This window comes from Paraburkholderia caledonica (assembly GCF_000383275.1).
Lineage (GTDB): Bacteria > Pseudomonadota > Gammaproteobacteria > Burkholderiales > Burkholderiaceae > Paraburkholderia > Paraburkholderia caledonica.
On sequence record NZ_KB911039.1, the window covers coordinates 293,719 to 318,862 of the forward strand.

Consider the following 25,144-nt stretch of genomic DNA (forward strand, 5'->3'; position numbering starts at 1 on the left):
CATCCACGTTGCAACGTATCAACAACCATAGCACGCACTTGGCGGGTCACAACCAACACTTCTACCGAGTGCGCTATACGGTTAACGAGTGTGGCGTATCTTTTTGGCAAGTTACGTCCTAAGCTGATTCACAAAGTAACGCGGCACGGTCGTTTTAACTACGCGGCCGCCGCATCGCGTGCGCGCTCGCGAACGCAGCAGAATTGCCCGCACTGCCTCGCGCAGTCGAGGTGGCCACGACCGCTCTTCGGGAGAGTGCGCTATGCGAATAACCAACGTCCCCGCTGTTCTCAACCGGAGTCTGACGGCCGCAACGCGGCTATGTGCATGGCGTACGGTTTCGCGCACCGTGCTCGCCGTGATGATCGGCGGTGCGGCGCTGCCTTTCGCCGCGTTCGGCGCGTCGACTGCATCGCCCGCAGGTGCTGAGGAGTACATCATCTGGCCGCCCGACGGCGCCGTGATTCATGGCGGCAAGCTGTGGGTGCGCATGGGGCTGCGCAACATGGGCGTGTGTCCGAAGGGCGTCGTGTTTCCGAACACCGGGCATCATCATCTACTGATCGACACGGACCTGCCGGCGCTCGACCAGGAGATTCCATCGGACCGCAATCATCTGCATTTCGGCGCGGGTGAAACCGACGCGCGTATCGAGTTGCCACCAGGCAAACACACATTGCAACTGATTCTGGGCGATCACAATCACGTGCCGCACACGCCGCCCGTGTACTCGAAAAAGATCACCATCACCGTGCAAAAAGACTAGCGCGAGCCGCGCGTTCATCGCGGACCGCTCGGAACGGAGAGACGTTCATGTACAAACTCATTGCAGTCGCGGCGCTGGTGGCGTCGGCGACATGGGGCACGGCGGATTTTGCCGTGGCGGGAACCCCGGCGCCTGCGGGCGCTTATGCCTATATCGGCTATCCGAACGATGGTCAGGTGGTGCAAGCCAATAAGCCGTTTCGCGTGTGGTTCGGATTGCGTTACATGGGCGTGGCGCCAAAGGGCGTGAAGTATCCGAACACAGGACATCATCATCTTCTGATCGACACCGACCTGCCGCCGCCGGATCAGGAAATACCCTCGGACCGCAATCACCTGCATTTCGGCGCCGGTGAAACCGAGACGATGATCCAGTTGCCTCCCGGCAAGCATACGTTGCAGCTATTGATGGGCGACGACATGCATGTTCCGCACAACCCGCCGGTGTACTCGAAGAAAATAACCGTCATTGCGCGGTGACGGAGCGGGTGGTGTCACGCGCGGACCAACCATCGCACGCAGGTTGTTGGTTGCAATCCATCATGTCGAGGCAGCCGCGTCTTTGCGGACAGCACTATCGCAAGGCCGCGATTCCCCGGAACGCCTTGCCATAAGCGCCTCGGCATATCTCTTAGGATCGGAAAGCAAAACTGGCACAGCCTATGCGTTAGTGATGCTCGAGTAGACAAGTTGCTCGAACCACAACCGCAAGACTGCGACTTTCCCTTTCAGGAGATCTGCCATGAACACGCTGATGATCCAGGACCTGTCCATCACCGAACAACTCGACAGCAAGGCAATGAGCGCGGTGCGCGGCGGCACCGGCCTTTTGTATCCGTCGTACGTGAACTTCGCACCGTTCTTTGCGCCGGACCACAGCAAGAAGGTCGATGCGACTCAACTGATCAGCACGACGATTAATATTCAGAACGGCAACTGCAACAACGCAGCCTTCGTTACAGACGTCTCGGCCAAGATCGATCCACATGTGACGGCGAGCAACAACATCTACATGTCGTAAGCGGCGCGAGCGGACGCCGACGCCTGCCGTCCCGTGCGCCCGCCGGCATCGATCCTCAAAAGTTTGCGCGTCTAATCGTTCTTTTCACGCGACACCTCGTTACCGCACATCTCCCGAACCCATGTTCATGCACCTGCTTCGATGGTGAAGCGGCGGCGGAGATGCTTTACTTGAAGCGTGCGTTGCGTCGTGCTGTGAAGTGGGCGTCATCGGAGAAAATCGTGTCAGCGTTGCTTGATTCACTGGTCCCTCAGCGCTCGTTCAATCACTCCACCGCGACGACGTTGCGCGGGCTGTGCGCGGCAACCGTTTGCGCCTTTTCATTGTGCGCATGCGTCGACGTCAGCATGCCGGACTACAAGCGGCCCGATACGCCTGCCAAAGCGTCGTGGTCGGATCAGAAAGGTTCACCGATATCCGCGGCGGCCACCATCGAACCGGAATGGTGGAAGGGCTTCCACGATTCGACTCTGGATTCGCTGATCGACAAAGCCATCAGCGGCAACTTCGATATCAAGGTGCTGGCCGCGCGCATCGACGTGGCCAGCACACAAATAGGCGAAGCCAAAGCCGGCGCGTTGCCGACGATGGACCTCGGCGCCGGCGCAAGCTTTCAGAAGACCACCGGGCAGACTTTCACGAAGCAGTACAACGTTGCGGCGCAGGTTAACTGGGACATCGACATCTGGGGCAAGGTCGAGAAAGGCGTGCAAGCGCAAAAAGCCGAGTTTCATGCGAGCGAAGCCGACTGGCGCGCCGGCTATCTGGAACTGGTGTCGAATGTGTCCAGCACCTATTTCCAGCTGCTCCAGTTCGACGACCAGATAGACCAGCAGCAAAGAACACTCGTCACCAACCGCCAAATCCTGACGATCTACGAAGGACAGCGCCGCAGCGGTCTCATCCCGCAGACGCAGGTACTGCGTCAGCAGGCGGAGATCAATCGCCTGACGAATCAATTGCTCGAACTGGGACGCTCGCGCGATCTCGCGAACAACGCGTTGTGTACGCTGATCGGCGTACCTGCAGGCGAGTTTCGTTTGCCTAAGGGCCATCTGCAGCAGCGCGTGCAGTTGCCTGCGGTACCCGACGGCCTGCCTGCGCAACTTCTGGCGCGGCGCCCGGACGTGGTGGCCGCCGAGTTCAGAGTGCTGGAGGCGTACGACCTCGTCGGCGAGGCCAAGCTCGCGCAGTTGCCGACGATCAGCCTGACTGGCCACGGCGGTACGGCGAGTTTTGCTCTTACTGATTTGCTTAAGTCGTTCACATACGGCTTCATGCCCAGTATCAACATTCCACTGCTCGACCCCTCGGTACGCGCCCATGTGAAGGTAACGCAGGCGCAATCGACAGTTGCAGAGCAGCAATATCGTGCAACGGTGATGGGCGCATTCGAAGAAGTAGAGAACGCACTGGTCAATCTGAATGCGCATAAGGCGCAGAGAGTTGAATTGCAGCAAGAGGTCGATCGTCTGCAAATCGTGGCTGATCAGATTCAGTCGCAGCTGAGGCTTGGTCTCGTGTCGCAACTGGAAGTGTTCGAAACCGAGCGGACGCTACTCGAAGCGCAGCAATCTTTGCTGGCCAATCATGAATTGATTCTGTCCGACACGGTACTGCTTTATAAGGCACTCGGCGGCGGGTGGCCCAGTGTCGACGTGCAGGCGCAAGTGAAACAGCAATAAGGCAGCACAATAGAAGTAAAGGAACACTGAGCTAATCCGCAACGTGGCGAGTGCGAGCCTTATCTGTGTTTCACACCGGACGCCAACTGGCTTCGTAACCAACGACAGGGAATTGACACTCGCGATGCGTGACTTACAATCGTTGAGGAGCCGGCTTTGCAATGGCTCGCTAATAAAAGACCTTCTCGCCGTCGTCCTTCGTGCTGAATCCGCTGCACTCTCGCTGCAGCGGGTAAACGATTAGTGATCCGGATAAAATGGCCGACGGAGAAACACCCATTGCAGAGACACGCGCGACTGTCGAAGCCGCTTTCGACGTGCTGTTGTCTCCGCTTGCATCCGCGCAACGACCTGCGCTGGACACAATCCGGATTGTCGACAACCTGTTCGCAATTGGGCGCAGCGAAGCGCCGTTCACCGATTACCCTGCTGAGCGGATTGCGCGTTTATCGCGCCGTCACGCGCGGGTCTTCGTCGAGCACGGCGCCATTTATGTTGCGGACCTCGAAAGCAAGAATGGCACGACGGTAAACGGCATCGCAGTCCGTCAGACGCCGGCGCGTGTGCGGGCAGGCGACGAACTGTGTTTCGGCGGCGAGTTGTGTTATCGCGTGAGCATTGAACCGCGCGCGCGCATCGTAGCGGCTGGCAGCACGGCACAAGCCCCTGCCTTGTTGCTCGTGCCGCAGCGCGACGATCTCGATCTTCAGCCGATCGAAGTGCAAGCGTTTCCGTTCCTCGTCAGCAAAGCCGATGATGTCTTTTCGCGCTACAAGGACCGCTACCCGCATCAGGTCAATTACATTTCCCGGCGACACGCGCATATCTTTCTGAAGGGCTCGGAGCTTTACGTCGAAGACCTGGGCAGCACGAACGGCACATTCGTCGGTGGCAAACGTCTCGACGAATCAGCGCTGCCGCTGGCGGACGGCGACGTCGTTGCATTTGGCGGAGACCACTTCGTCTACAGGGTGACGCTGCAAAAACCACCCGAAAACGAGCCGACCGTGACGCAATTGCTCCTCAATCCCTCAGTCGACGAAGCCGCGGACCCTGACAAGACAACGTTCGTGGGCGCGGCGAATTCGTTTCTCGACATCTTTTGCGTGGACCCTGCGCGGCAACGCGAGGACGAGATCAACGAGTCTGCACACGCGGCGTCGGCGCAAGCAAAGCGCGCGTCTCCGGGTGGCGGGGCGCCGGTGAGCGTTGCGAAGGGCGCCAATGGCGGGCGCGATGTCGACAGTGCCGCGAATGGAGCGGATAACAGCCAGGGTGCGAGCGTCTCGAAGCGCAGGCAGCGCCGCTGGCGACTCGTCGCGAGCGAACTTGGCAAGGCATTTGCAGGCGACGATCGTGCGGGCATGAGGCGCGTCGCCGCGTGGAGCGGCGTGGCCGTCGTGTTTTTCGCAGCCGCGGCGTTGGCGCTCTATCTGCGCGGCTCACCCGAGCGCGAGGTCAAAAATCTGCTCGCGAGCGGCGACTACACAAACGCCGTGAAGTCGGCGAAGAGCTATCTGGCGAGCCATCCCGCCGACCCGAAAGTCAGCGCGCTTGCGAGCGAAGCGCTGCTGAAGGCGAAGCTTCCTGGCTGGCTCAATGCATTGCAAAAGGCGCAGTTCGACCAGGCCGACGCACTGCTTGCCGACATGAAGTCGTTGAGCGCGAACAATGCGGATGCTGCCTCGTTGCTCGGCGAACTGCAATGGGTGGGCGATCTGGAGCGTTTCGTGGCGGGGCGAGGCGGCGTCGAAGCGCCGATCCGCATGTACGCGGACGAAGCGACGATAGGCGGCTTGCTGCAGCGTTGGGACGACGATCCCAAGAGCCATCAGCGTGCGCTCGACAGGATCGCGACATACGTACCTGTTTTTTCGGAACCGTACGCGCAGGCCTTGAGCCATCTGCGCAAGCTGGAGAGCGACGATTCGGTCTATCTCGCGGCGATCGAACGGTTAGACGGGATCATTCGCACCGAATTGGCGCGCGACAAACCAGCGGCATTGCCGCCTGTACTGGATGATTATGCGCAACGCTATCCACGCCTTGCGGGACTCGACCGTGTACGCGACGATCTGCGTCAATACACCGCTTTGCTCGAAGCCGCGCTGGCTCGCAAATTGACCTCACTGCTTTCGCAAATGAAAGCCGCGCGCTTCAGCACACCGCCGTTTCAGGAGCAATACCGGCAACTTGCGGCAACGCGTCTGCCATCGGCAGATGTAATCCAGCGGCTCGACGCGGTGGCCGAAGCGTGGAAGCGCGGCGACGCGCAGCAGGCGCTCGCCGGGTTGCAGTCGATGCCAGCCGGTCCATGGTCCGATATGCTGACCGCCGACCTGACTCGCAAAAAAACGTTGCTCGACCAATACAGCGATTTGCAAAGAACGCGTGGTGGCAAAGATTACGACCAACGTCTGTTGTCGTTTTATGCGAGCCTCGATCCGTCGGCGGACGTCTGGTTCGCGCACTCGATCGAGAAGGACGTCGCCGCGTTGCACGATAAAGCACTGGCGCGTGCGCAAGACCTGATGCTGCGGGCGCAGAGTCTTTGGAAGCAATACCGCGCGAGCGGTTCGATCGGTGGCACACAACGGCTCGAAGCCGGCATCTCGTCGGGATTTCGCAACGAGGCGCGTTTGCTGTCCGACGCTCAAACCGCGGCGCAACAGGGCATGCGTATCTATTCGCAATTAAAGGCGGACCATCCTGCCGACTTTGACCGCCTGCTCGCGGATATCGAAGCCGAAACAAGCTTGCAGCGTCGCTCGCTCACCGAGTTGCGCATGGTGCTGGACCCGGGTCTTCTAAAGGCGAAGCTGGCGTTGATTGGAGGCGAGCAGAGTGAAACGCGACAGTCACCCTAGGCTGCTTTCGGAAGCGCTGGAAGATCACAGCGTCGAAGGTATCGCGATACTGACCGCTGAGCCGGTGCGGCTCGCGCGTGCGCTGATCTGGGCAATGGTCGGCCTGGTGGTGGCGGGACTCCTATGGTCGTTCGTGGGCCGCGCGGATGTGATTGTCAGCGCACAGGGCACGCTATCTCCGGATTCGGAAGTGCGCCGCATTTATGCGCCGATCGACGGCGAGCTGGCCGATCTGTATATCGCCGAGGGGCAGCCCGTGTCGAAGGGCGACGTGCTCGCCCGGCTGAACGCGCGCGGCGCTATCGAGGCCGCGAGCAATGCGCTGCAGGCGCAACTGAAGCTCGAAGATGCGGAGCGCGACTGGAAGCAGTTTCCGCAAAAGAAGGCGCTCCTGGAACGAAGAGCCGCCGCGCTAAAGGCGCAAATGGAAGTCGAGGCCCGTCTGCATGAGAATCGCATTTCGGAAGGCACGAGCAAACTCGCGGAGGGACAGAAAGCCGAACTCGACGAAGCGCGCAGCGTGCTCGATAACGCGCGGCGCGTGCGGGAGGCGGCGCGCCAGGAACTGGACCGCTATTCGCAACTGTTCGCGCAGCCAGGCGGCGGCGGAATAGCTGAACTGCAGGTCGAGCAGAAGCGAACCGCTGCGATGGAAGCGGATAACGCCTACCGCGTCGCGCAATCGAAACTTGCCGAACTGGACTTCCGTTTGAGCCACGAATATGCAAAGGCGAATGCGGAACTGGAAACAAGCGGCCAGCAGACCACCGACCTTCAGCTTCAATATGACGCCGCCGTGCGCGACGTCACCGACGTTGAAGACAAGTTGCGGCTGCAACTACAAAGCGCGCGGCTTGTATCCGAAGCTGCTGCGCGGATACGTTTCGAGAACATCGACAAAGACAATTTCCTGCTGATTCTCGCGCCCGTTTCAGGCGTGATTACCGACGTCACGTCGACGCAGCGCGGCGACAAGATTCAGGCGAACTCGCCACTTGGCGGCGTCGCGCCTAAGGACGCGAAGCCGGTGTTGAAGATCGAGATTGCGGAGCATGACCGTGCGTTCCTGCACGAAGGCCTGCCGGTCAAGCTCAAGTTCAACGCGTTTCCCTATCAACGCTACGGGTTGATCAGCGGCACGCTTGCTTATATTTCGCCGGCCACCAAGCCTTCATTGCAGGACAAACAGCCGGTTTACGAGGGTCGCGTCACGCTCGATAAAAACTACTACGAGATTGCGGGCACGCGTTATCCATTGCGTTATGGCATGACAGCGAGCGCGGAAATCGTGGTGCGCGAGCGGCGACTAATCGACCTGGGTCTCGATCCGTTCAGACAGTTGGCGGGTTGACCGTGCGGATCACTCATCAACCATGGGAGCGGACAACATGACCGCGATAGTGCGAATCGATGATGAAGTTGTGGATGTCAGCGAATTCATTCGACTTCTGAAACTGACTGGCCAGTTCGAAAGCCTGATTGAGCAGATCGTGCGCGACAAGCTCACCGTGCATGCCGCGAAGAAGCAGGGCATTGCAGTCAGCGCCGACGAAATCCAGCAGCGCGCCGACCAGTTCCGGCGCGTGCGCGGCTTGCATCGGGCGACCGATATGAACCAGTACCTGGATGTGCTCAACGTGAGCCTCGACGAATTCGAGGCGTTCATCACTGACGGGTTGTATCAGGAAAAGATGCTGGAGGAGGTCGGCAACGAGGCCGCCGTCAGAGACTATTTCGCGCTGAATTCACCGAAGTTCGACGCCATCGAGGTAAGCCATATCGTGCTCGATAGCGAAGGCAAGGCGAAGGAAATGATCTCGTATCTGCGCGACGATCCCGACAGTTTCGCCGATATGGCTCGCGAGCATTCCATTGCCGATACGCGTGAAGCGGGCGGCGTAATAGGCAAAGTACTGCGCGGCTCATTGAAGCCGGATATAGAGGCGAAGATCTTCAATGCGGCGGTGGGTGATTTGCTTGGCCCGTTCCCGTCAGCTGATCGATCGTGCTTTGAAATCTTTGCGGTGACGGCCAAATACCCAGCCACGCTCGACGCCGATGTCGCCGCCGAAGTCAGGCGCCTGCTGCGCGAAAGCTGGCTGATCGCGCGCGCGCAGGAACATGTGATCGAGGCGCGCTAACCGGCGCAATCTGAAAAGCCGAATCGAGGTCCGCAGCTTATGGATGCACCCCAGACCGCACCGTCCGCCGCCGAGTTTCTCGCCTCGGTGGAAATACTGTCGCCTTTTTCTCGCGATGAGATCGACCGCCTGGCTGAATATGCGCAGGCGCGTTTCTATTCGTTTGGCGAAACGGTATGTTCTGCAGGGGAGACCGCCGACGGCTTATACGTGGTCCGCTCGGGCACGGTGCGCATCTTTGTCGAGGAGAACGGCAAGGAAACAAGCATGGGAGTGCGCAAGTCGGGAGAAATTTTCGCCGACATTGCAATGCTGCGTACGTATGTGCACGAAGCCTCGGTGCGGGCGTCGGCGAAGACCGAGCTGCTGTTCATCCCTCGCGCAGCAATCGAGCCGGTGATCACGGCCAATCAGGCCGCACTCGCTTTCGTCGCGAGTTATGTCGCAATCAATTCGGCCGGCGGCTTTGTCGCGCAGTTGTTCGATCTGCGCGGCAAACTGAACAAGGCTGAGCTTGAAGAATACGTGCGCAGTGTGGGTGTCAAACGTGTCGCTGCAGGCAAAGAGATTCTCAAGCAGGAAGCACGCGACGACCGGCGCTTATACGTCGTGCGTCAGGGCGAAGTGCGCATCGTTCGGCATGAGGAAGGGCGCGACTATACGCTCGCCACGCTCGGCGAAGGCGAAATATTCGGCGAGAAAGCGTGCCTGATGCGCCAGGAACAAATGGCCTCCGCGGTTGCGTCCACCGATGCGCGACTACTGGTGATTCCCGAGCGCACCGTTCATTTCATTCTCGAGCGCAATCCGAAACTGCGCGAGGTGCTGGACGAGCGTATTCGTTACGTCGACCGTGAGTTACAGCGGCAAAAGCGGCTGGAGCAACGCCGTAAGCTGCCGTTGATGCTCGACCTGCAGAGCAAGGCCGAGTTCGGCGAAAAAATAATCAAGCGTTTTGCGCTGGTCGAACAGGCCGAGGAAATGGATTGCGGCGCGGCGTGCCTCGCAATGATCTGCCGTCACTACAGCATTCCGATGACGCTCGGCAAACTGCGCGAACTCGCCAATGTGACCACGCAGGGCGCGACGCTCGACAGCCTTGCCCGTGCAGGGGAATCGCTCGGCTTTACAGCGCGTGGCGTGCAATGCACGTTCGATTCGTTACGTGGATTCGATCTACCGTTCATCGTGCATTGGGAGGGCTATCACTATGTGGTGGTGTATGGGCTCTCCACGGAGTACGTATGGGTCGCGGACCCGGCGCTAGGCTTCCGCAAATTGACCGTTGAGGATTTCGAGCGCGGCTGGAGCGGTACATGCCTGCTCTTTACGGGCGGCCCTCACTTACTGCAAATGTCGGCGTCGCGTTCCCCGTGGATTCGTTTTGTCGGCTACCTGAAGCCGTACAAAAAAATTCTCGGTCACCTGTTTCTTGCGACGTTCGTGATTCAGGTACTCGGCGTGATTCCGCCGCTCATCATCCAGAACATTCTGGACGGCGTAATCGTGCACCAGAATGTGAGCTTGCTACATCTGCTGATAGGCGGCCTCATTATCTCCAATGTATTCTCGCAACTCATGTCGTCGATTCGTGCGTACCTCGCCAATTTCATGGTGCGCAACATGGACTTTGCGATGATGTCGCAGTTCTTCAAGCACACGATGTCGTTGCCGTTCTCGTTTTTTGCAAAGCGCAAAACCGGCGACATATTCGCGCGTTTCCAGGAGAACCAGACGATTCGCGCATTTCTCACAGAATCCACCGTCACGACAGCGCTAAATCTGCTGATGGTGTTCATCTACTTCACGATCATGTTCGTCTACAACGTGAAGATGACGCTCGTGCTGATCGGCTTCGTCATTCCGATCATGGCGCTCACCGCATTGGCGACGCCTCGAATCAAGAATTATGCGCGCGAGGTTTTCAATGCATCGACGGAATCGAAGTCGTTCCTGATGGAAGCGCTCGCCGGCGTCGAAACGGTTAAGGGCATGGGCATCGAGCGGCCCGTGCGTTTGCGCTGGGAGAAGAAATACGCGAAAGCGCTGGAAGTGCAGTACCGCGCACATGCTTTCAATATTCTCGTTGGGCTCGGCAGTCAACTGCTCAATGCCGCGACCACGATTGCGATTCTTTGGGTAGGCGCGAATCTCGTGCTCGCGCGCGAGATGACAATCGGTCAGTTGATTGCATTCAATGCATTCATGGGAAGCGTGCTCGGTCCCTTGATGGGACTCGTCGGACTATGGAGCATGCTCAATGACGCGGGCGTCGCAATGGAGCGCCTTGGCGATGTGCTCGACATCGAGCCAGAACAGAGGCCGCAGGATCTGCCGTCGCGCGTCATGCTGCCCGAACTGCAGGGCGAAATCAGCCTGAGCGGTGTGTACTTCCGCTATGGCGAAAACGATTCCGCTTATGTGTTGGAGAACATCAGTTTCGACATCAAACCCGGCGAACTCGTCGCGATTGTCGGACGCAGCGGTTCGGGCAAAACGACGCTGGCCAAGTTGCTGGTCGGCTTTTACGCGCCGAGCGAGGGGAAGATGTCGATTGACGGTTACGACCTCGGCGTGGTCGACAAAGCCTATTTCCGCGCGCAGATCGGTTATGTGATGCAAAGCAACCTGCTGTTCTCGGGCACGATTGCCGAGAACATAGCAAGCGGCGACGACGCACCCGACCGCCGACGCATCGAGGAAGTCGCCAGAATGGCGGATGCGCATGCGTTCATCAGCAAGATGCCGCTCGGTTATGAGCAGATTGTCGGCGAGCGCGGAATAGGTTTGTCTGGTGGCCAGATCCAGCGGCTGTGCATTGCACGCGCGCTGTATCACGATCCGCGCCTGCTGGTATTCGACGAAGCCACGTCTGCGCTCGATTCGCAGTCGGAGAGCAACATTCTCGGCAACATGCACGACATTCTGAAGGGACGCACGGCAGTGATCATCGCGCATCGGCTGAGCACCATCATGCGTGCCGACAAGATTCTCGTGCTCTATGAAGGCGCAATCGTCGAACAGGGCCGTCATGAAGAACTGATCCAGCGCGGTGGCATGTACTACCAACTGGTTCAGAAACAACTGAGTACGTCATGATGAAGATACTCGACCAGGTTGAAGACATCAGTCCGGCTATTTCATATGCCGGCCTGATCGAGCGGATCGAGATTCTGCGCTCGACACTGCGGTGGTCGTCGCGGCTGGAGCGCACGGATATCGACAAGCTGCTCAGGCAGGCCACGTCGCTACGCGACGAGGTCATGCAGCTTTCGCATAAGGAGCGTTTTGTGCAAGCCGCGGCAGCAGCAGAGCCCGAACAGCGCGCCGAGCAGTCGCGCGGTGCACGCAGGCAGGCGCTGCTTGAGCGCAGCTTCATTTTCGAGGGCACGTTCGGCGACAATCCGCGTCTGCTCGAGTCGCTCGAAATCGCCGAAAAAGCGGCGCCGACCGACTTGCCCGTTCTGATCGACGGTGAAAGCGGGACCGGTAAGGAACTGATGGCCAAAGTCATTCACGCGAACGGTTCGCGGTCGGATAAGCCGTTTATCTCCGTGAACTGTGGCGCGATTCCTGACAATCTGCTGGAGTCGGAACTGTTCGGTCATCGCAAGGGCGCGTTCACGGGCGCTTCAAACGACCGTAAAGGGAAATTCGAAAGCGCGCATACAGGTACCATTTTTCTCGACGAGATCGGCGAGTTGCCGCTCGCGGGTCAGGTCAAGCTGCTGCGCGTGCTGGAAGCGCACGAGATTCAGCGCGTGGGTTCCGACGAAACCATTGCAGTCGATACGCGCATCGTCGCAGCAACGAATCGCAATCTGCGCAAGCTCAGCGAAGAAGGCAGGTTTCGCGAAGATCTGTTTTATCGGCTTAGCGTCATTCATGTGACGCTGCCGCCGCTGCGCGAACGGCGTGACGAGATTCCGCTGCTGATCGCATGGTTCGGCGACGAGGCGGCCGGCACGCTCAAACGCAGGCCCGTGAGATTAACCCCACGTTTGAGGGACTTTCTGCTCAATTACGGGTATCCCGGCAACATCCGCGAATTGCGCAACGTGATGTATCGCATCTCGTGTCTTGCGGGGGATATGGCGGACATGGATCATTTGCCGACCGATATGCGGCCCGCAGCGCCGGGAACAGTGGCGTTGCAAAGCGGCGCGAACAGCACAGGGCAAGAACAGATCAGCGTGGCGAACCTGATGTCGCTCAGCGATGCAAAGCGCGCCGCAAGCGACGACGCTGAGAAAGCCTTTCTGGAGCGTGGACTGCGCGAAGTGAACGGCACGGTGGCCGAATTGGCGCGGCGCATCGACATGAACCGGTCGCATCTGCAGATGCTGCTGAAGAAGCACGGTCTGCATTCGAAAGACTTTCGCAACCGTAACGTCGTCTCCACGAACAGGAACGGCGCCGCCGAGCATGCAGACCAAGCCGAGGACGACGGCGAAGGCGATACATAACGCCGCCGGCCGTAAAAATCGAACGGCGTGCGACTCACGGCCTCAGGGCGCCGGGTTCAGAAGCGTTTTGTCCGCGGCATGAGGGTCTTCGGCGCGTACCACGACCGCAGTAATGTTGTCGCGGCCGCCGCGCTCCAGGGCGAGGCTCACCAGTTGATCGGGCGCGTTGCCGTGTGCTGCCGTAGACAACACAGATAGCATGTCGTCTTCGCCGATCTCGTTGCTCAGGCCGTCGCTGCAAAGCAGAAAGATGTCGCCGTCCGCAACTTCGATTGCGTCGTCGTCGAGTTCGAGCAGATCCGTCGCACCCACGGCCCGCGTAATCATGTGCTGCGCGGGATGATGCCGCGCTTCTTCGTCGGTAATCACGCCAAGCGACTTGAGCGCTTCGACCTGACTGTGATCGCGAGTGAGCTGGCGTAACTGTCCGTCACGAAGAAGGTACAGGCGGCTGTCGCCGGCCCATACATAACCGCAGAAGCGATCGCAGGCGAGCAGCGCGACGACCGTGCTGCCAATGCGTTGCACCTGGCGGCGCGCGGCCTCTTCTCTCAACAGACGATTGGCAGCCTGCAAATGTGCGCGCGCGTCGGCCAGGAACGCTTTCATGCTGACGGGCGCGGCGAGCCGTTTCAATTCGTCGATGACGATGCGGCTCGCGACGTCGCCGACCGCGTGTCCGCCCATGCCGTCGGCGACTGCCCAGCGTCCTAGTTCGGACTGGTCGAGGCAGGCGTCTTCGTTGATTTCACGCACGCGCCCCGCGTCGGAGCGCGCGGACGACGTCCATCGGAATAGGCTCGCACAAGTCACAACGGCTACACCATATCGTTTCTGCTGCGTGCGTCGGGAGAGACACTGATGTTCGAGTTGGCGCCTGTATTGCGCACATCGACCGACTGGAACTGGTTGATCATCTGGTTAGCATAGAAGTTGTTGGAAACCTCGTACAGGTTCACGACCGGTCCAATGCTCGGCGTTTCCCGCACATAAGGTTGAATCCAGCCATACACCCAGGGCGCTCCACCGCCGCCGCGAATGGCCGCCATTGCTTTGCGGTCGAGTGCGAGGTTGAGTGAAAGATCGTTCACAGAAATAGAAGCCATGTCGTTCTCCGGTTGGCCGCGTGCGCAACGCGCGCGGTTTTAATGGATCTGGACAAGGATCGTGCAAGTGCTATGCCAATCGCTGCATGACGCCACGCGGTTTGCCGCACAGCGTTGACTGGCCTGCGATTCCGCTCATTCGGGCACTGTTTCAGCGGTGCACTGTTGATCGACAGGTCGGCGCGCATCCAACAGACCCGCTTGCGAACCGGTGTAGCGCCCAACACATTCCTGGCGAGTCGACAACAACCCAACTGCAGCGTGAATCGCCATTCTGGCCGTGGCAAAAAGAGCGCCGCGCGCCAACACTTCAGTGCATATTCTGTCGCTCGGCGGCCCACAGTTTTCCTCGTCGAAGAAGTGGCACTCGGCGGAAAGCCTTATAAACAAGGCTTTTTCGCACATGGCCCGGATGATGCAAAAGACCTCGCAACAGTGTTGGAAACCGAGCGAGGCCAGCCATGAACACGATCCAACTTAAGACGAGCGACACCCGCGACGATTGCATGTCCACGATCGACTTGCCCATCGGCTCGCATCTCGTGTCAGCCCGCTGCGGTTATGAGCATCACGGCATCTACGTGGGCAATGGCCGTGTGGTTCATTACGCAGGCTTCGCCGGCTCGGTGCATCGCGGACCGGTCGAAGAAGTCGACCTCGATCGCTTCGCGGCAGGACATCCGCTCTCGGTTCGCGCGACTCCCCATGCACGTTATATCGGCGACGAAGCGGTACGCCGCGCGCGCTCACGGCTCGGCGAAAACCACTACCGCCTGCTGACCAACAACTGCGAGCATTTTTGCGCGTGGGTGCTGCTCGGCGAAAGCCGCAGCGAACAGGTGCATTGCAGCTTGCGCCATCCGCGTACCGGCATGCATGTGCTGATGTGCCTCGTAAAGGCTTTCGTCGAAAGCGGCGCCACCGGCGCAAACAGCGGACAGCTCGCCGCATAGCTCGCATGAGCTATCGGATCGACCTCGGGTATTCAAGTGAACGAATGAAGGAGACCATCATGGCAACCGCTGAAAAGACCTTGCACTGGGCCGTTGACAAATGGCTCGCACCGACTCCGTCAATGCCCGCACGTGTCGTGGAATTTTGCCACCGCGCTTCGCATCAACGGTTCGTGCGTGTCGAAGCACTGCGCCCGTCCGGCCTGTTGTCCATCTTCTTCTTCCGTCACGACGATGGCTCATGGAACGTGTTTCCGCCGCAAGCAGAGCGCCCCGCCATGAACGGTCATCGTCGCACCGGGCTTTGCTAATGCGGCATGTGTGCAGCCGCTTCCTTGATGAGCCACTGGCTGAACAGCAGCATCGCGGGTGTCATCGCCTTGCCCTTTAGCCATGTGAGCCAGTAACTTCCCGCCTGCACTTCGACATCGAAGGGCCGCACGAGGCGGCCCGTGTTGATCTCGCGATCGAACATCAGCGCGGGCGCGAGCGCCACGCCTGCGCCCTGCATGGCCGCTTCGACCATCAGCCGCGACGAATCGAACACCGGTCCGCGAATTGGACGCGGCGCAATACCGGCGGCTGCGAACCAGTTGATCCAGTCGTCGGCGCGATACGAACGCAATAGCGTTTCGTCGACGAGATCTGCAGGCGTGGACAATCTCGCGGCAATCTCGGGCGTGCATAGCAGCGCGAGCGGCGCGTCGAGCAGGCGCGTGGCAAGTGACCCGGGCCACGTGCCGTCGCCGAAGCGGATCGCGAAGTCGAGCCCCTCAGTGGCGAGATCCACGAGATTGTTATTGGTCAGAAGCCGCAGCTCGACAAAGGGATGTGCATCGCGAAACGATTTGAGCCGCGGCATCAGCCAACCGACCGCGAACGTGCCGACCACACCGACCGTCAGTACTTCATGAAAGTGACCGCCTTCGAATTGCTTGAGCACCGCCTCGATGCGGTCGAATGCGTCGGTGAGCACGGGGCGCAGTGCAAGACCTTCATCGGTCATTGCAAGGCCGCGTGGCAGGCGCTTGAATAGCGCGGTGCCAAGACGCTCTTCGAGCGTTCTGACCTGCTGGCTGACGGCGGCCTGCGTGACGTTCAATTCGAGCGCCGCGCGGGTGAAGCTCAGGTGCCGCGCGGACGATTCGAAGGCGCGCAGCGCATTGAGCGGAAGATAAGGTCTCATAGCCGAGGCATAAGTTTTTCTTGTGAGCGCACTAACTTATCATCGTTTGTCAGTGAAAGCTGGAAAACCGATAGTTGCGGCTTCACACAAGGAGCTGCAATGATCACGAGAAGAAAATTTGCGCGCACGATGCTGGGCGTTTCGATAGTTGGCGTTGGTGGCTTTGCTGGCGCCGTGTTCCGAAGCGGCGATGCATGGGGCAAAGACGCCGGACCGGCCAAGCGCACCACGTCGGCAACGCCGCGGCAAGAGTTGGCAAAGGCCGATACGATCCGCGCGCGGCTGCGGGAGATCGAAGCAGATAGCGGCGGACGGCTCGGTGTTGCGATCGTCGACACGACATCGGGCCTGCACACCGGCTTACATGCGGACGAACGCTTTCCGATGTGCAGCACGTTCAAACTGCTCGTTGCGGGCGCGATATTGGCGAGGGTGGATCGCGGCGAGGAAAACTTGCAGCGACGCATCGTCTACTCGCAAAGCGAGCTTGTGCCGAACTCGCCGGCGACATCGAAGCACACGCGTGCGCGCACCGGCAACACGGGGATGAGCGTCGGCGATCTGTGCAAGGCGGCGATCACGCTCAGCGATAACACGGCCGCTAATCTGTTGCTGGCGAGCTTTGGCGGTCCTGCCGCCTTGACCGAATTTGCGCGCAGTCTGGGTGATGGCATCACGCGTCTGGACCGGATCGAGCCCACGCTTAACGAGGGGACGCCCGGCGATCCGCGCGACACTACGACACCGAACGCAATGCTCGGCAATCTGCGTGAGTTGGTGCTCGGCGAGCATTTGACTTCGTCGTCGCGAGCGCAATTGCTTGCGTGGCTTGCGGCCAATGAGACCGGCGGCGAGCGGATTCGCGCAAAATTGCCAAAGGACTGGGGCGTTGGCGATAAGACCGGCACAGGCGATCACGGCACGGCCAACGACGTGGCGATCGTGTGGCCACCTGGCCACGGCCCCATTCTCGTCGCAGTCTATCTGACGGAAACTGCAGGCGACGCGGCGCGTTGCAATGCGGCTATTGCGAGCGTCGGCGCGCTAGTGGCGCAGTCGGTTTAACGGCTGCGCCAACGGCCTGTGCTTTTACCCTGAAACGCGCTTGAGCATGGTCAGCAGCGCGTCGAATGAAATCGGCTTGCGCGCGTACTGGATGGACGGATTCTGCTGCGCGGGAATGTCGGCGGCCGCGCTGCAGAGAATCACCGGAATGGTGCGCAGGTCCGGATCGGCGTAAAGCGCTGCGCAAAGCTCCAAGCCTGACATGACCGGCATCATGCAGTCCGACACGATAACGTCCGGCCGGGTCTTGCGTATCTGATCGAGCGCGGCCGCGCCATTCGATGCGGTCAGCACCGTATAGCCGTGACGTTCGAGCAGCAGCCGCCATACAGTGAGGATGTCGAATTCGTCATCCACAACCAGAATGGTTTTCATGGGGCTACGCCGGTCGCCGCGACTGCAACGTCGCGGACAAGCCTGTGGTCGAAGAAACCGCGGCGCTAAACGGACTTTCAATAACATCCAGCCCGTGTGAGGAGATTACGAGCTCATGGGTAGACGGATCATGCGCGCTCTCCCGCTGCTTGACGATTGAGATTGCACGCCGCAGTCCTGCTTCGGTTTCCGCGTAGCGCAACAAGACGAGATTTTCTGTAAGTGCCGATACACGCGAGCTTCGAGAATTGCCGTGGTCTGGATAGAGCGGCATTTCTTCGGTGATGAGCGCCGTGATGCCGGCTTCGCGCAACTGATGCAGCAATGCGTTCAGGAATAGCCCGAAGCGCTCGACGCGCAACGCGGAATCGCGGAACCCCTCCACGCCGTCGATCACCATGCGCGTTGCCCCGATTTCTCTCGCCGTGGCAAGCGCGTTAGCGGCGATCTCGTCGACGGCAAGTTCAATGGCCGGCTGCCATTGAATGGCAAGACGACCGTCCTGGTACGCGTCGTTGAGGGGTATCGAAACGGCTTCTGCTTTACCGAGCAGTCGTTGCGGTCCTTCGTAAGAGCCGAGATAGAGGCAACGTTCGCCGTTCGCGACACCTGCGGCAAGGAATTGCAGGCAAAGCATGGTTTTGCCGACACCCGACGGCCCGATCAACGTCGTAGTCGAGCCTTGTGACAGACCGCCGCCGAACATGATGTCGAGATGCGGCAAGCCGAAGCTGATCCGCGTTTTCAGATCCACCGGTCCGCTCGACGGCGCGCACTGCGATTCGAGACGCGGATACATGAGGAGCCCGCTCTCCGCGATTCGAAAGTAGTGCTTGCCCATCAGGTGATTGCGCGCGCGCAGCTTGTGTACTTCGATTTCGCGGGCGCGGCGCATACCGTCGCTGAAGCGGTTCAGTTCGATCAGGCCGTCGACCAGCGTGTGCTCAGGATGCGGCTCGTTGCCGGACAGCGGCGCGAGGAGCAGCGTCGTGCAGTCCATTGCCGCGGCGAGCGCATTGAGTTCGTGAATGAACTTGGACAACGACAGTTCGGTTTCGCTGAATTCGCGCGCGCTCCGAAAGCCGTCGATGATCATGAGGCTCGGCCGGTAATCGTAGATGCTCGACGCAATCAGTTTCAGGAAGCCGTCCAGACCGTCCTGCATGAGTTCGTGATAACCGGAAACGAAAAGCATCTGCTGCGCGACTGCGTTTTCGTCGAAGAAAGTCAGACGCTTCAGGTGTGCGAGCAACTTGTCGTGCGATTCAGCGATCAAGGTCATGTACAGCACCTTCTCGCCCCGGCTTACGCGATGAAAGCCGATCTGGCTGGATAGAATCGTCTTGCCTGCGCCGGCCATGCCTTCGAGAAGATAGACGCCGCCCCGGACCAGCCCGCCGCCAAGAATCTCGTCGAGACCGGGCACGCCCGTGTCAACGTTGGCGCGAAGAGAGGTCTGCGATTCGTGAATAGTCATTATGGTGTGCGTTGAAGTACAAACACAGGCGGTTCGCTGACGTCCGCCCGCAACCTGAACTAACCTCGTGAGCAATGTGCGTTCCCGGTATTTGACCGGCGAAACCGCATAGGGAGAATGGCTGCCCGCGATTCTACGTGTCCGTTGAGCGCTTGACCACGGCCATATTGGTGCAAGGTCAGGGGGCAAGTGAGCCGAACGCGCTCCGATACGAACGCAGCGCAGCCGACCGAAAATGAAAAAGTTATTCTGCGCGGCGCACAAAGTACAAAACAGGTACGTGCAAAGCTACTTAACCGCACGGCATTTCTCTACTGGCGAGCGAGTGGCCAGACATGCCAATGCCACGCTTCGCGCGTTCCTTCGCGCGTTCATTAGCGAGCGGCTATATTAGCCATCCTTAACAAATTTTTCCCTGATCGACGATGCTATCCGCGCAGGTTTCGGACGAAGGTTTCGAGATGGCGCTGCACCGTGCCGGCCGCTTCGAATTCGATGCCTTCGAGCATCTGCTTTTCAATCGTTCTAACCGCCTGCTCGCATTGACGCAGTACGGCCCTTCCCTCGTCGGTTAATTGCAGCAGCACGATGCGACCGTGCGTGGGGTCCGGCTCGCGGCTCACCCAGTTACGGCTCGCCATTGCGTTCATCACCTCGTTGGCAGACTGAGGCGTGATGAACGAGCGTTCGGCAAGCTGCGCGTTCGACGCCTGCCCCTTTGCTTCGAGAACGGACAGTGCGGTGAATTGCGCGAGCGTCAAGCCGAGCGGCGCAAGCGCTTCGCTCATACGGCGCCGCAGGATGCGGTCGAGACTGCCTATCACATAGGTCAGGCGCAGGGCGGGCCGGCGAGTACGCGTAGTGGCGGCTTCAAGAGTCGAATTCTGATTTTTGCTCATTGTCGGCACGAGATTCAGGCTATCCCGCATCTTATCGCGGCTTGCCGTATACAATTCGGCACCGCCTGAATTTTGCCAATACTGACATCGCACCCATGCCGAATCCGACCCGGGCTTTTCTTCTCGGCCCGCTCCTGAAAGGCGTTTCACGCTCGTTTTACCTTACGCTGCGCGTGCTGCCAGTGGGAATGCGCGACCCGATCGGCCTCGCCTATCTGCTCGCGCGTGCCGCCGACACGGTTGCGGATACCTCGCTGATCGCGCCGGAACAGCGCCTTCAGTTATTGCTGGCGTTGCGCGACCAGGTCAACGGTGTGTCGAGCGACGGCGCGCTGTTCCAGCGTATGGCCGCCGAAGTAGCGGGTCAGCAGACTCAGTCGGACGAGAAGGTGTTGCTGGAATCGCTCAGTCCCGCGCTCGACGTCTTGGGGCAGTTGAATGAATCCGATCGCAAGGCCGTGCGGGGAATCGTTTCAACGCTGACCGAGGGCATGGAGTTCGATCTGCGCACGTTCCCCGACGAACGTTCGGGCCGCATCGCGGCGCTGCGCGAATATTCGGAGTTGGACCGCTACACATATCTTGTAGCGGGCTGCGTCGGCGAATTCTGGACCACGATGACCTACGCACATATGCCCGGCACGCTCAAAGAGCGGCCCGAGACAATGGCGAGCCGTGGCGTCCGGTTCGGCAAGGCGCTGCAAATGACCAACGTCTTGCGCGACTGCGGAAAAGACCTGCGTATCGGCCGCTGTTATCTTCCGCAAACATTGCTGGATCAACACGGCTTGAGTCCGCAAGACCTGTTGTCGCCGGCCAATTCGTTGCGCGCGCGTCCGCTGATGACCGAGCTATTGCGCATTACGCTCGATCATTTCCGTGAAGCGCTCGATTACACGCTCGCCATTCCCGCCTTTTCCGTGCGCTTGCGGCTTGCGTGTTTGTGGCCGATTCTGATCGGGCTCGAAACGTTGATGCTGCTCGTGGATAACGCAGCGTGGCTCGATCCGCAAAAAGTCTCGAAGGTGCGCAGGAACACGGTGTATCGGATCATTGCGTCGTCGCTGCTGCTGGTCGGTTCGAACCGGCTGGTGCGTCAGTCAATAGAGCAACGCATCTGGCACATAGAAGCCCGGCTTTGAGCTGCTCGTGTGTGGCCCAACGTACTGATTAAAAGCATGCCGGGCCGTAGTTTGATCGACAAATCCTTTGTCCGATCCGACTCACATGGCGCCGCCGGAAAAACAGCATTGCGACACACTCGACCTGATCCGGGCACTGGCGGCGGGCGCTGTTTGCCTCAGCCATCTGCGCAATCTGATGTTCGTCGACTACAAGTCGAGCGTGGGACTGGGCCTCGCCGGCAAGGCGTTTTATTTCGTCAGCAACTACGGGCACACAGCCGTCATCGTGTTCTTTTTGCTGAGCGGGTACTTTGTCGGCGGCTCGGTGCTGCGCCAGGTCGGCACCGGCACGTGGAGCTGGCAGCGCTATCTGACTGAACGCTTATCGCGCCTGTGGGTCGTGCTGGTGCCGGCGCTGCTGCTCACGTTGTTCTGGGACCGCCTCGGTATCCATCTCGCGGGCGGACCTTTCTATCTCGGGACTGAAGGCACATTCGATCAACAGATCAACGTTGCATCGCATCTGGGCCCGGCGACGCTCGCATGCAATCTCGTCTTCCTGCAAACCCTGGCGTGCGGCACATACGGATCGAATGGTCCGCTATGGAGCCTCGCTAACGAGTTCTGGTACTACCTATGGTTTCCCGCATGCGTCGTGTTGTTGGGCCGCCGACGGGGAGTCGGCGGTTATGCGATCGCCGCGTTTGCGCTCGGTACGATGATCGCGTTCCCATCGCTGCAAAGCGGCTTCGGATTGTGGCTGCTCGGCGTGCTACTCGCGGTGCTAGAGAAGCGTTCTCCCGCGCGTGTGAAGCGCCGGGCTCTACCGTGGCTTACGCTCGTAAGCGGTATGGTGTTTGTCGCCGCGCTGGTTTGTACACGCCTCTTTCTGCTGGATAACGACTGGATCGTCGGCGTGCCTTGCTTTGTGTTCCTCCGCTGCGTGCTGCTCGAGAATGTTCGCTTGCGACTGCCGGTGCTGTCGCGAGCCGCAATTCTGTTTTCCAGGTTTTCCTATTCGCTGTATCTCACGCATTTCCCGTTTATTCTTTTTGTGGCCGCAGTGGGTTTCAGGCAGCGCATTCCGTTCGATGCAAAAGGAGTACTCGTGCTGACCGGAATGCTCATTGCATGCTACGTGTACGCTTTCGTGGTCTATTTGTTGTTCGAGCGGAATACGCGGCGCGTGCAGCAGCGCATGTGGCGGCTGCAGTCCGGGCATACAGCGCCGGATACAACAGCCGCGCATGTGCGTCAGCGCGGCACGATTACGTGATTTGGCGCTCACCGCGCTTGATTCAATCTGCGTCAGCAGATAGGCCTGAATCGGGAAACCCCTAAGACCGTGTCCGGATGGTTCGCGTTAGTCTCTTCGAAAGAGGAGACATTCCATGCGGCAGGCATTCAATATCGCGGTGGTGCTGTTGCTCGGCTATTTAATGGCGGATCGGGCGCTGATGCGCGCGCAGGCCGGCGAAGTCGGGACGATCACATGCCATCAGGGCGCTGAACTGGTCAAGGCCAGCGCGCTCAAGAAGGGCTTTGGAGAAGTCGGCGCGAGCAGCCAGAGCGAGAATTTCCTGTCGAGCTGCCTTGTCACGGGGCGCGGGCAAGTGGGCGATCTGATCGCTCGCGATTGAGCAGGTCCGTTCGGTCGGAGGATGATCCGTTGCACCCGCAACGGTTCGCAGGGGCAAAAAAGCGCCTGGACTGACGAGTCCAGGCGAAGTCATCGGTAGCCGATGACGGAGGTAACGGATAGCAAACTGGCCCGTGATCGGAACAACCGGTCGCGGGCTTTTTCATTTGTAACGGCTCAAACAGTTGGCGCTTCGGCGGCATGACACGCAGTGAACTGCTGAGAATTCCGCCGCGCCTTGGCGGCGGCATATTGCGCCATTCTCAGCCGGTGCACCGACCCGATTGCCGCCTTTGCCTTCTGTGCTTAGTTGCCGAAGTAAATCGACTTGGTGCCATTAGCCGACACCGCGCGGCCAGAGTCCGAAGAACCGTTCGCAACACCGCCATAGCTCGACACAGCCGGCTGCGCAGTGCCGTTTTGCGCGGCGACGCGAGCTTCTGCGGCCTGAATGTCAGCGGGATAATAAGGATCCGAGCGGGTCGGCTGATAGCCGGCCTTTTCCAGTTGAATCAGTTCTGCGCGCACCTGAGCGCGAGTCACGGGCTGGTTGGACTGCGCAAACGAAGCGACAGGAGCGGCCAGCACAGTGGCGATAACAACAGCTTGAATAAGTGATTTCATGATGAACTACCTCCAGTTTCGGTCTTTATTGCGCTACGAACCTTGTTGTTCGCAGCCAGTGATTACATTGTAGGTTTGCAAACTGGAGAGAGTAATGGCGCTTTTCGGTAAACTTCGTTGCTGGAATTGAGATAAACGGACGCCGCTGTTCATTCGTGCCGACGCGCGAGGGAAGCCCCGCGTGCAGCGGCTCTCCTCTCATTCACTGCGCGGGCGGACGGCTCCGTCGGCCCGCTGCGATAGCCGCGTGAATGCATGGCTGGTACGCTCGTCACGCAGATCGCGGGCCCGATAGAAGTCTTTGCTAAGCCACTCCCCCAAGCCGATCAACGCCGAACCCAGCAGGTTTTTCAGGCTTACCCAGCGGTTCTCGGCGCGCGCAAAATTCGCCGCCGACACCACTGCGGTCGTTTCCAGTCGGTCGAGCTCGGTATGTAGAAAGTCGGCGAAATGGTGGAGCCCACGCTGATTGTTGTTCGACGACTTCTTTTCCAGTTCCACGTGATCCGGAATGAGCGACTGATTACTCACCCGAATGAATTGAGGCGTGTCGGCGCGGGGCGTGCCGGTGGTGCGGATCGCCAGACCGACGCTCGACGAGGCTTCTGTGCGTTTGCCGAGCGGAGGCAGGCCCCACTTGTCGCAGAGATATTTCAGCACGCTGCAATGGTCGAATTGCGCGTGGCATACGCCACGGTCGCACCACGGAGACACGAGGAGAGCGGGCACGCGGACGCCGAGCCGCCTGAAGTCGAACACGGACGTGTGTTCGTCGGGCGCGACCGAATCTGACGGCGGCGGCACGTGGTCATAGAAGCCACCGTGCTCGTCGTAAAGCACGACTAACAATGTGCTTTCCCACAACGCCTGATTCGAACGCAATGCGTTGTACGTGTCCGCGATCAGCTTTTCCGCCTTCATGATGTTATGCGGCGGATGGTCGTCGTTCTGTGCCTCGCCGAAGTACTTGGGCTCTATGAGTACGAACTCAGGAAATGCATCGGCCGGTCCAGCGGCATCGGGGAAGAAATTGTCGAAGTAGCGGTAGTTCGCGAGGTTCTCGGCTTTGCGCTGATTCTTGAATAGCAATGACGCTGGAAAGTCGTAGAAATAGACGGTCCAGGTTTTTTTAGCGTCGTTCAGGCGGTCAAAAATCGTAGCCTGATCCTGCTCGGTGTACCACCTAGGATTGAGCGCGTCGAGGCCGGATGGCATTCCCACCTGCCCCTTCGAAGTGCCGGAAAGCGCGAAGTAACGGTTCGGCCACGTTGGGCCGGGCAGAGATGAAAACCATCTGTCGCAAACGGTGAATTGCTCTCCGAGCGTGTGCAGCGCGGGCAGAAAGCCGCGCGGATAGTAGCCCATAATGTTCTGTCGCGCGGCAAGACTGCTGTTTGGATAATCGTTGGCGAAGGAGCGCACGAAGCCGCTGTTGTTCGAGTCGATCTGGCTCAGCACGGCTGAATGCCCATGATCCGGATCGAGCTTCATTTGCCGTACTCGCGTGGGCCGAGGAGAAAAGGTGTGGCCTTTGCCGTCGTCGTTCGTTTTCGACGCAGCGTTGCGCACGCCGTCCAGACCCTCATGCACTTCGTCGAGGCAGCCCAGCATCTGGTCGAAGGAATGGTTTTCCATCAGCAGAAGAACCACGTGGCGAATCGGGTCGTTCTGCGCCTGTGCCTGTTGCCGTGCCGCGTTGCTGAGTTGGACGTCGTCCATGTGCATCGCTCCTGCGGGATTAAGCAAGACTG

Annotated in this window: 23 protein-coding genes; 15 read left to right on the forward strand and 8 right to left on the reverse strand. The window is 59.5% G+C overall.

Annotated features, from left to right (window positions below; genetic code table 11):
• Window positions 1-262 precede the first annotated feature (262 nt).
• The 9 genes from H281_RS0119465 to H281_RS0119505 all read left to right on the forward strand — a co-directional run bounded on the left by H281_RS0119465 (window position 263) and on the right by H281_RS0119505 (window position 12,945).
• Window positions 263-766: a DUF4399 domain-containing protein gene (locus H281_RS0119465; protein WP_020068832.1), complete on the forward strand. Its 504-nt coding sequence runs from the start codon at window positions 263-265 to the stop codon at window positions 764-766.
• Between the two features lie 47 nt (window positions 767-813).
• A complete protein-coding gene (locus H281_RS0119470; RefSeq protein WP_020068833.1) occupies window positions 814-1,245 on the forward strand; it encodes a DUF4399 domain-containing protein in 432 nt (143 codons plus the stop codon).
• A 262-nt stretch (window positions 1,246-1,507) separates the two neighbouring features.
• Entirely contained in the window at window positions 1,508-1,786 is a 279-nt protein-coding gene (locus H281_RS0119475; protein WP_020068834.1) for a hypothetical protein, read from the forward strand.
• A 161-nt stretch (window positions 1,787-1,947) separates the two neighbouring features.
• Entirely contained in the window at window positions 1,948-3,471 is a 1,524-nt protein-coding gene (locus tag H281_RS0119480; RefSeq protein ID WP_020068835.1) for an efflux transporter outer membrane subunit, read from the forward strand.
• Window positions 3,472-3,728: 257 nt separating this feature from the next.
• Window positions 3,729-6,338 (forward strand): FHA domain-containing protein, encoded by a 2,610-nt coding sequence (locus H281_RS0119485; RefSeq protein ID WP_020068836.1) that lies wholly within the window; start codon window positions 3,729-3,731, stop codon window positions 6,336-6,338.
• Window positions 6,316-7,689 carry an HlyD family efflux transporter periplasmic adaptor subunit gene (locus tag H281_RS0119490; RefSeq protein ID WP_020068837.1) on the forward strand — a complete coding sequence of 458 codons (1,374 nt, stop codon included), beginning with the start codon at window positions 6,316-6,318 and terminating at the stop codon, window positions 7,687-7,689. Before H281_RS0119485 ends, H281_RS0119490 begins: the two co-directional genes overlap by 23 nt.
• A gap of 37 nt (window positions 7,690-7,726) precedes the next feature.
• A complete protein-coding gene (locus tag H281_RS0119495) occupies window positions 7,727-8,479 on the forward strand; it encodes a peptidylprolyl isomerase (RefSeq protein ID WP_020068838.1) in 753 nt (250 codons plus the stop codon).
• A 39-nt stretch (window positions 8,480-8,518) separates the two neighbouring features.
• Window positions 8,519-11,578, forward strand: coding sequence for a peptidase domain-containing ABC transporter (locus H281_RS0119500; protein WP_020068839.1), 3,060 nt, complete (start codon window positions 8,519-8,521; stop codon window positions 11,576-11,578).
• Entirely contained in the window at window positions 11,575-12,945 is a 1,371-nt protein-coding gene (locus H281_RS0119505) for a sigma-54 interaction domain-containing protein (protein WP_020068840.1), read from the forward strand. Before H281_RS0119500 ends, H281_RS0119505 begins: the two co-directional genes overlap by 4 nt.
• Before the next feature lie 42 nt (window positions 12,946-12,987).
• Here the strand turns inward: H281_RS0119505 and H281_RS0119510 are convergent, their stop codons facing one another.
• Both H281_RS0119510 and H281_RS0119515 read right to left on the reverse strand, forming a co-directional pair.
• The gene (locus H281_RS0119510) at window positions 12,988-13,758 is read right to left on the reverse strand and encodes a PP2C family protein-serine/threonine phosphatase (protein ID WP_027804765.1); all 771 of its coding nucleotides are present in this window, start codon (window positions 13,756-13,758) and stop codon (window positions 12,988-12,990) included.
• A gap of 5 nt (window positions 13,759-13,763) precedes the next feature.
• The gene (locus tag H281_RS0119515; RefSeq protein WP_013342362.1) at window positions 13,764-14,051 is read right to left on the reverse strand and encodes a hypothetical protein; all 288 of its coding nucleotides are present in this window, start codon (window positions 14,049-14,051) and stop codon (window positions 13,764-13,766) included.
• 461 nt (window positions 14,052-14,512) lie between these two features.
• Between H281_RS0119515 and H281_RS0119520 the strand changes: the two genes are divergently transcribed.
• Both H281_RS0119520 and H281_RS0119525 read left to right on the forward strand, forming a co-directional pair.
• Entirely contained in the window at window positions 14,513-15,004 is a 492-nt protein-coding gene (locus tag H281_RS0119520) for a lecithin retinol acyltransferase family protein (RefSeq protein ID WP_020068842.1), read from the forward strand.
• A 59-nt stretch (window positions 15,005-15,063) separates the two neighbouring features.
• Window positions 15,064-15,315, forward strand: a complete 252-nt coding sequence (locus tag H281_RS0119525; RefSeq protein ID WP_020068843.1) for a hypothetical protein — start codon at window positions 15,064-15,066, stop codon at window positions 15,313-15,315.
• Here H281_RS0119525 and H281_RS0119530 read toward each other — a convergent pair.
• A complete protein-coding gene (locus tag H281_RS0119530) occupies window positions 15,312-16,190 on the reverse strand; it encodes a LysR family transcriptional regulator (RefSeq protein WP_020068844.1) in 879 nt (292 codons plus the stop codon). The two genes, H281_RS0119525 and H281_RS0119530, sit on opposite strands and share 4 nt — an antisense overlap.
• 99 nt (window positions 16,191-16,289) lie before the next feature.
• Here H281_RS0119530 and bla point away from each other — a divergent pair, with 99 nt between their 5' ends.
• A complete protein-coding gene (gene bla, locus H281_RS0119535) occupies window positions 16,290-17,255 on the forward strand; it encodes a class A beta-lactamase (RefSeq protein ID WP_020068845.1) in 966 nt (321 codons plus the stop codon).
• A gap of 24 nt (window positions 17,256-17,279) precedes the next feature.
• Here bla and H281_RS0119540 read toward each other — a convergent pair whose 3' ends face one another.
• The 3 genes from H281_RS0119540 to H281_RS0119550 form a co-directional block, all read right to left on the reverse strand.
• A complete protein-coding gene (locus tag H281_RS0119540) occupies window positions 17,280-17,630 on the reverse strand; it encodes a response regulator (RefSeq protein ID WP_020068846.1) in 351 nt (116 codons plus the stop codon).
• A gap of 4 nt (window positions 17,631-17,634) precedes the next feature.
• Window positions 17,635-19,107, reverse strand: a complete 1,473-nt coding sequence (locus tag H281_RS0119545) for an ATPase domain-containing protein (RefSeq protein ID WP_020068847.1) — start codon at window positions 19,105-19,107, stop codon at window positions 17,635-17,637.
• 428 nt (window positions 19,108-19,535) lie between these two features.
• Window positions 19,536-20,036 carry a MarR family winged helix-turn-helix transcriptional regulator gene (locus tag H281_RS0119550; RefSeq protein WP_020068848.1) on the reverse strand — a complete coding sequence of 167 codons (501 nt, stop codon included), beginning with the start codon at window positions 20,034-20,036 and terminating at the stop codon, window positions 19,536-19,538.
• 65 nt (window positions 20,037-20,101) lie between these two features.
• On the opposite strand from H281_RS0119550, the gene H281_RS0119555 reads away from it, so the two are divergent.
• The 3 genes from H281_RS0119555 to H281_RS0119565 all read left to right on the forward strand — a co-directional run bounded on the left by H281_RS0119555 (window position 20,102) and on the right by H281_RS0119565 (window position 22,770).
• Window positions 20,102-21,148 (forward strand): phytoene/squalene synthase family protein, encoded by a 1,047-nt coding sequence (locus tag H281_RS0119555; RefSeq protein ID WP_027804766.1) that lies wholly within the window; start codon window positions 20,102-20,104, stop codon window positions 21,146-21,148.
• A gap of 67 nt (window positions 21,149-21,215) precedes the next feature.
• Window positions 21,216-22,406, forward strand: coding sequence for an acyltransferase family protein (locus tag H281_RS0119560; protein ID WP_241077900.1), 1,191 nt, complete (start codon window positions 21,216-21,218; stop codon window positions 22,404-22,406).
• 115 nt (window positions 22,407-22,521) lie between these two features.
• Window positions 22,522-22,770 carry a hypothetical protein gene (locus tag H281_RS0119565; protein ID WP_020068851.1) on the forward strand — a complete coding sequence of 83 codons (249 nt, stop codon included), beginning with the start codon at window positions 22,522-22,524 and terminating at the stop codon, window positions 22,768-22,770.
• 305 nt (window positions 22,771-23,075) lie between these two features.
• Here the strand turns inward: H281_RS0119565 and H281_RS0119570 are convergent, their stop codons facing one another.
• Together H281_RS0119570 and H281_RS0119575 are read right to left on the reverse strand one after the other, a co-directional pair.
• Complete coding sequence (locus tag H281_RS0119570; protein WP_020068852.1) at window positions 23,076-23,393, reverse strand: DUF4148 domain-containing protein; 318 nt, start codon at window positions 23,391-23,393, stop codon at window positions 23,076-23,078.
• Between the two features lie 198 nt (window positions 23,394-23,591).
• Window positions 23,592-25,112: an alkaline phosphatase family protein gene (locus H281_RS0119575; protein WP_020068853.1), complete on the reverse strand. Its 1,521-nt coding sequence runs from the start codon at window positions 25,110-25,112 to the stop codon at window positions 23,592-23,594.
• Window positions 25,113-25,144: the final 32 nt, after the last annotated feature.

Bases quoted from the DNA above. Each gene is read 5' to 3' on its own strand.
- H281_RS0119465 (WP_020068832.1), top strand. From the start codon at position 263: ATGCGAATAACCAACGTCCCCGCTGTTCTCAACCGGAGTCTGACGGCC.
- H281_RS0119470 (WP_020068833.1), top strand. From the start codon at position 814: ATGTACAAACTCATTGCAGTCGCGGCGCTGGTGGCGTCGGCGACATGG.
- H281_RS0119475 (WP_020068834.1), top strand. From the start codon at position 1,508: ATGAACACGCTGATGATCCAGGACCTGTCCATCACCGAACAACTCGAC.
- H281_RS0119480 (WP_020068835.1), top strand. From the start codon at position 1,948: ATGCTTTACTTGAAGCGTGCGTTGCGTCGTGCTGTGAAGTGGGCGTCA.
- H281_RS0119485 (WP_020068836.1), top strand. From the start codon at position 3,729: ATGGCCGACGGAGAAACACCCATTGCAGAGACACGCGCGACTGTCGAA.
- H281_RS0119495 (WP_020068838.1), top strand. From the start codon at position 7,727: ATGACCGCGATAGTGCGAATCGATGATGAAGTTGTGGATGTCAGCGAA.
- H281_RS0119500 (WP_020068839.1), top strand. From the start codon at position 8,519: ATGGATGCACCCCAGACCGCACCGTCCGCCGCCGAGTTTCTCGCCTCG.
- H281_RS0119505 (WP_020068840.1), top strand. From the start codon at position 11,575: ATGATGAAGATACTCGACCAGGTTGAAGACATCAGTCCGGCTATTTCA.
- H281_RS0119515 (WP_013342362.1), bottom strand. From the start codon at position 14,051: ATGGCTTCTATTTCTGTGAACGATCTTTCACTCAACCTCGCACTCGAC.
- H281_RS0119520 (WP_020068842.1), top strand. From the start codon at position 14,513: ATGAACACGATCCAACTTAAGACGAGCGACACCCGCGACGATTGCATG.
- H281_RS0119525 (WP_020068843.1), top strand. From the start codon at position 15,064: ATGGCAACCGCTGAAAAGACCTTGCACTGGGCCGTTGACAAATGGCTC.
- H281_RS0119530 (WP_020068844.1), bottom strand. From the start codon at position 16,190: ATGAGACCTTATCTTCCGCTCAATGCGCTGCGCGCCTTCGAATCGTCC.
- bla (WP_020068845.1), top strand. From the start codon at position 16,290: ATGATCACGAGAAGAAAATTTGCGCGCACGATGCTGGGCGTTTCGATA.
- H281_RS0119540 (WP_020068846.1), bottom strand. From the start codon at position 17,630: ATGAAAACCATTCTGGTTGTGGATGACGAATTCGACATCCTCACTGTA.
- H281_RS0119545 (WP_020068847.1), bottom strand. From the start codon at position 19,107: ATGACTATTCACGAATCGCAGACCTCTCTTCGCGCCAACGTTGACACG.
- H281_RS0119550 (WP_020068848.1), bottom strand. From the start codon at position 20,036: ATGCGGGATAGCCTGAATCTCGTGCCGACAATGAGCAAAAATCAGAAT.
- H281_RS0119555 (WP_027804766.1), top strand. From the start codon at position 20,102: ATGCCGAATCCGACCCGGGCTTTTCTTCTCGGCCCGCTCCTGAAAGGC.
- H281_RS0119565 (WP_020068851.1), top strand. From the start codon at position 22,522: ATGCGGCAGGCATTCAATATCGCGGTGGTGCTGTTGCTCGGCTATTTA.
- H281_RS0119570 (WP_020068852.1), bottom strand. From the start codon at position 23,393: ATGAAATCACTTATTCAAGCTGTTGTTATCGCCACTGTGCTGGCCGCT.
- H281_RS0119575 (WP_020068853.1), bottom strand. From the start codon at position 25,112: ATGGACGACGTCCAACTCAGCAACGCGGCACGGCAACAGGCACAGGCG.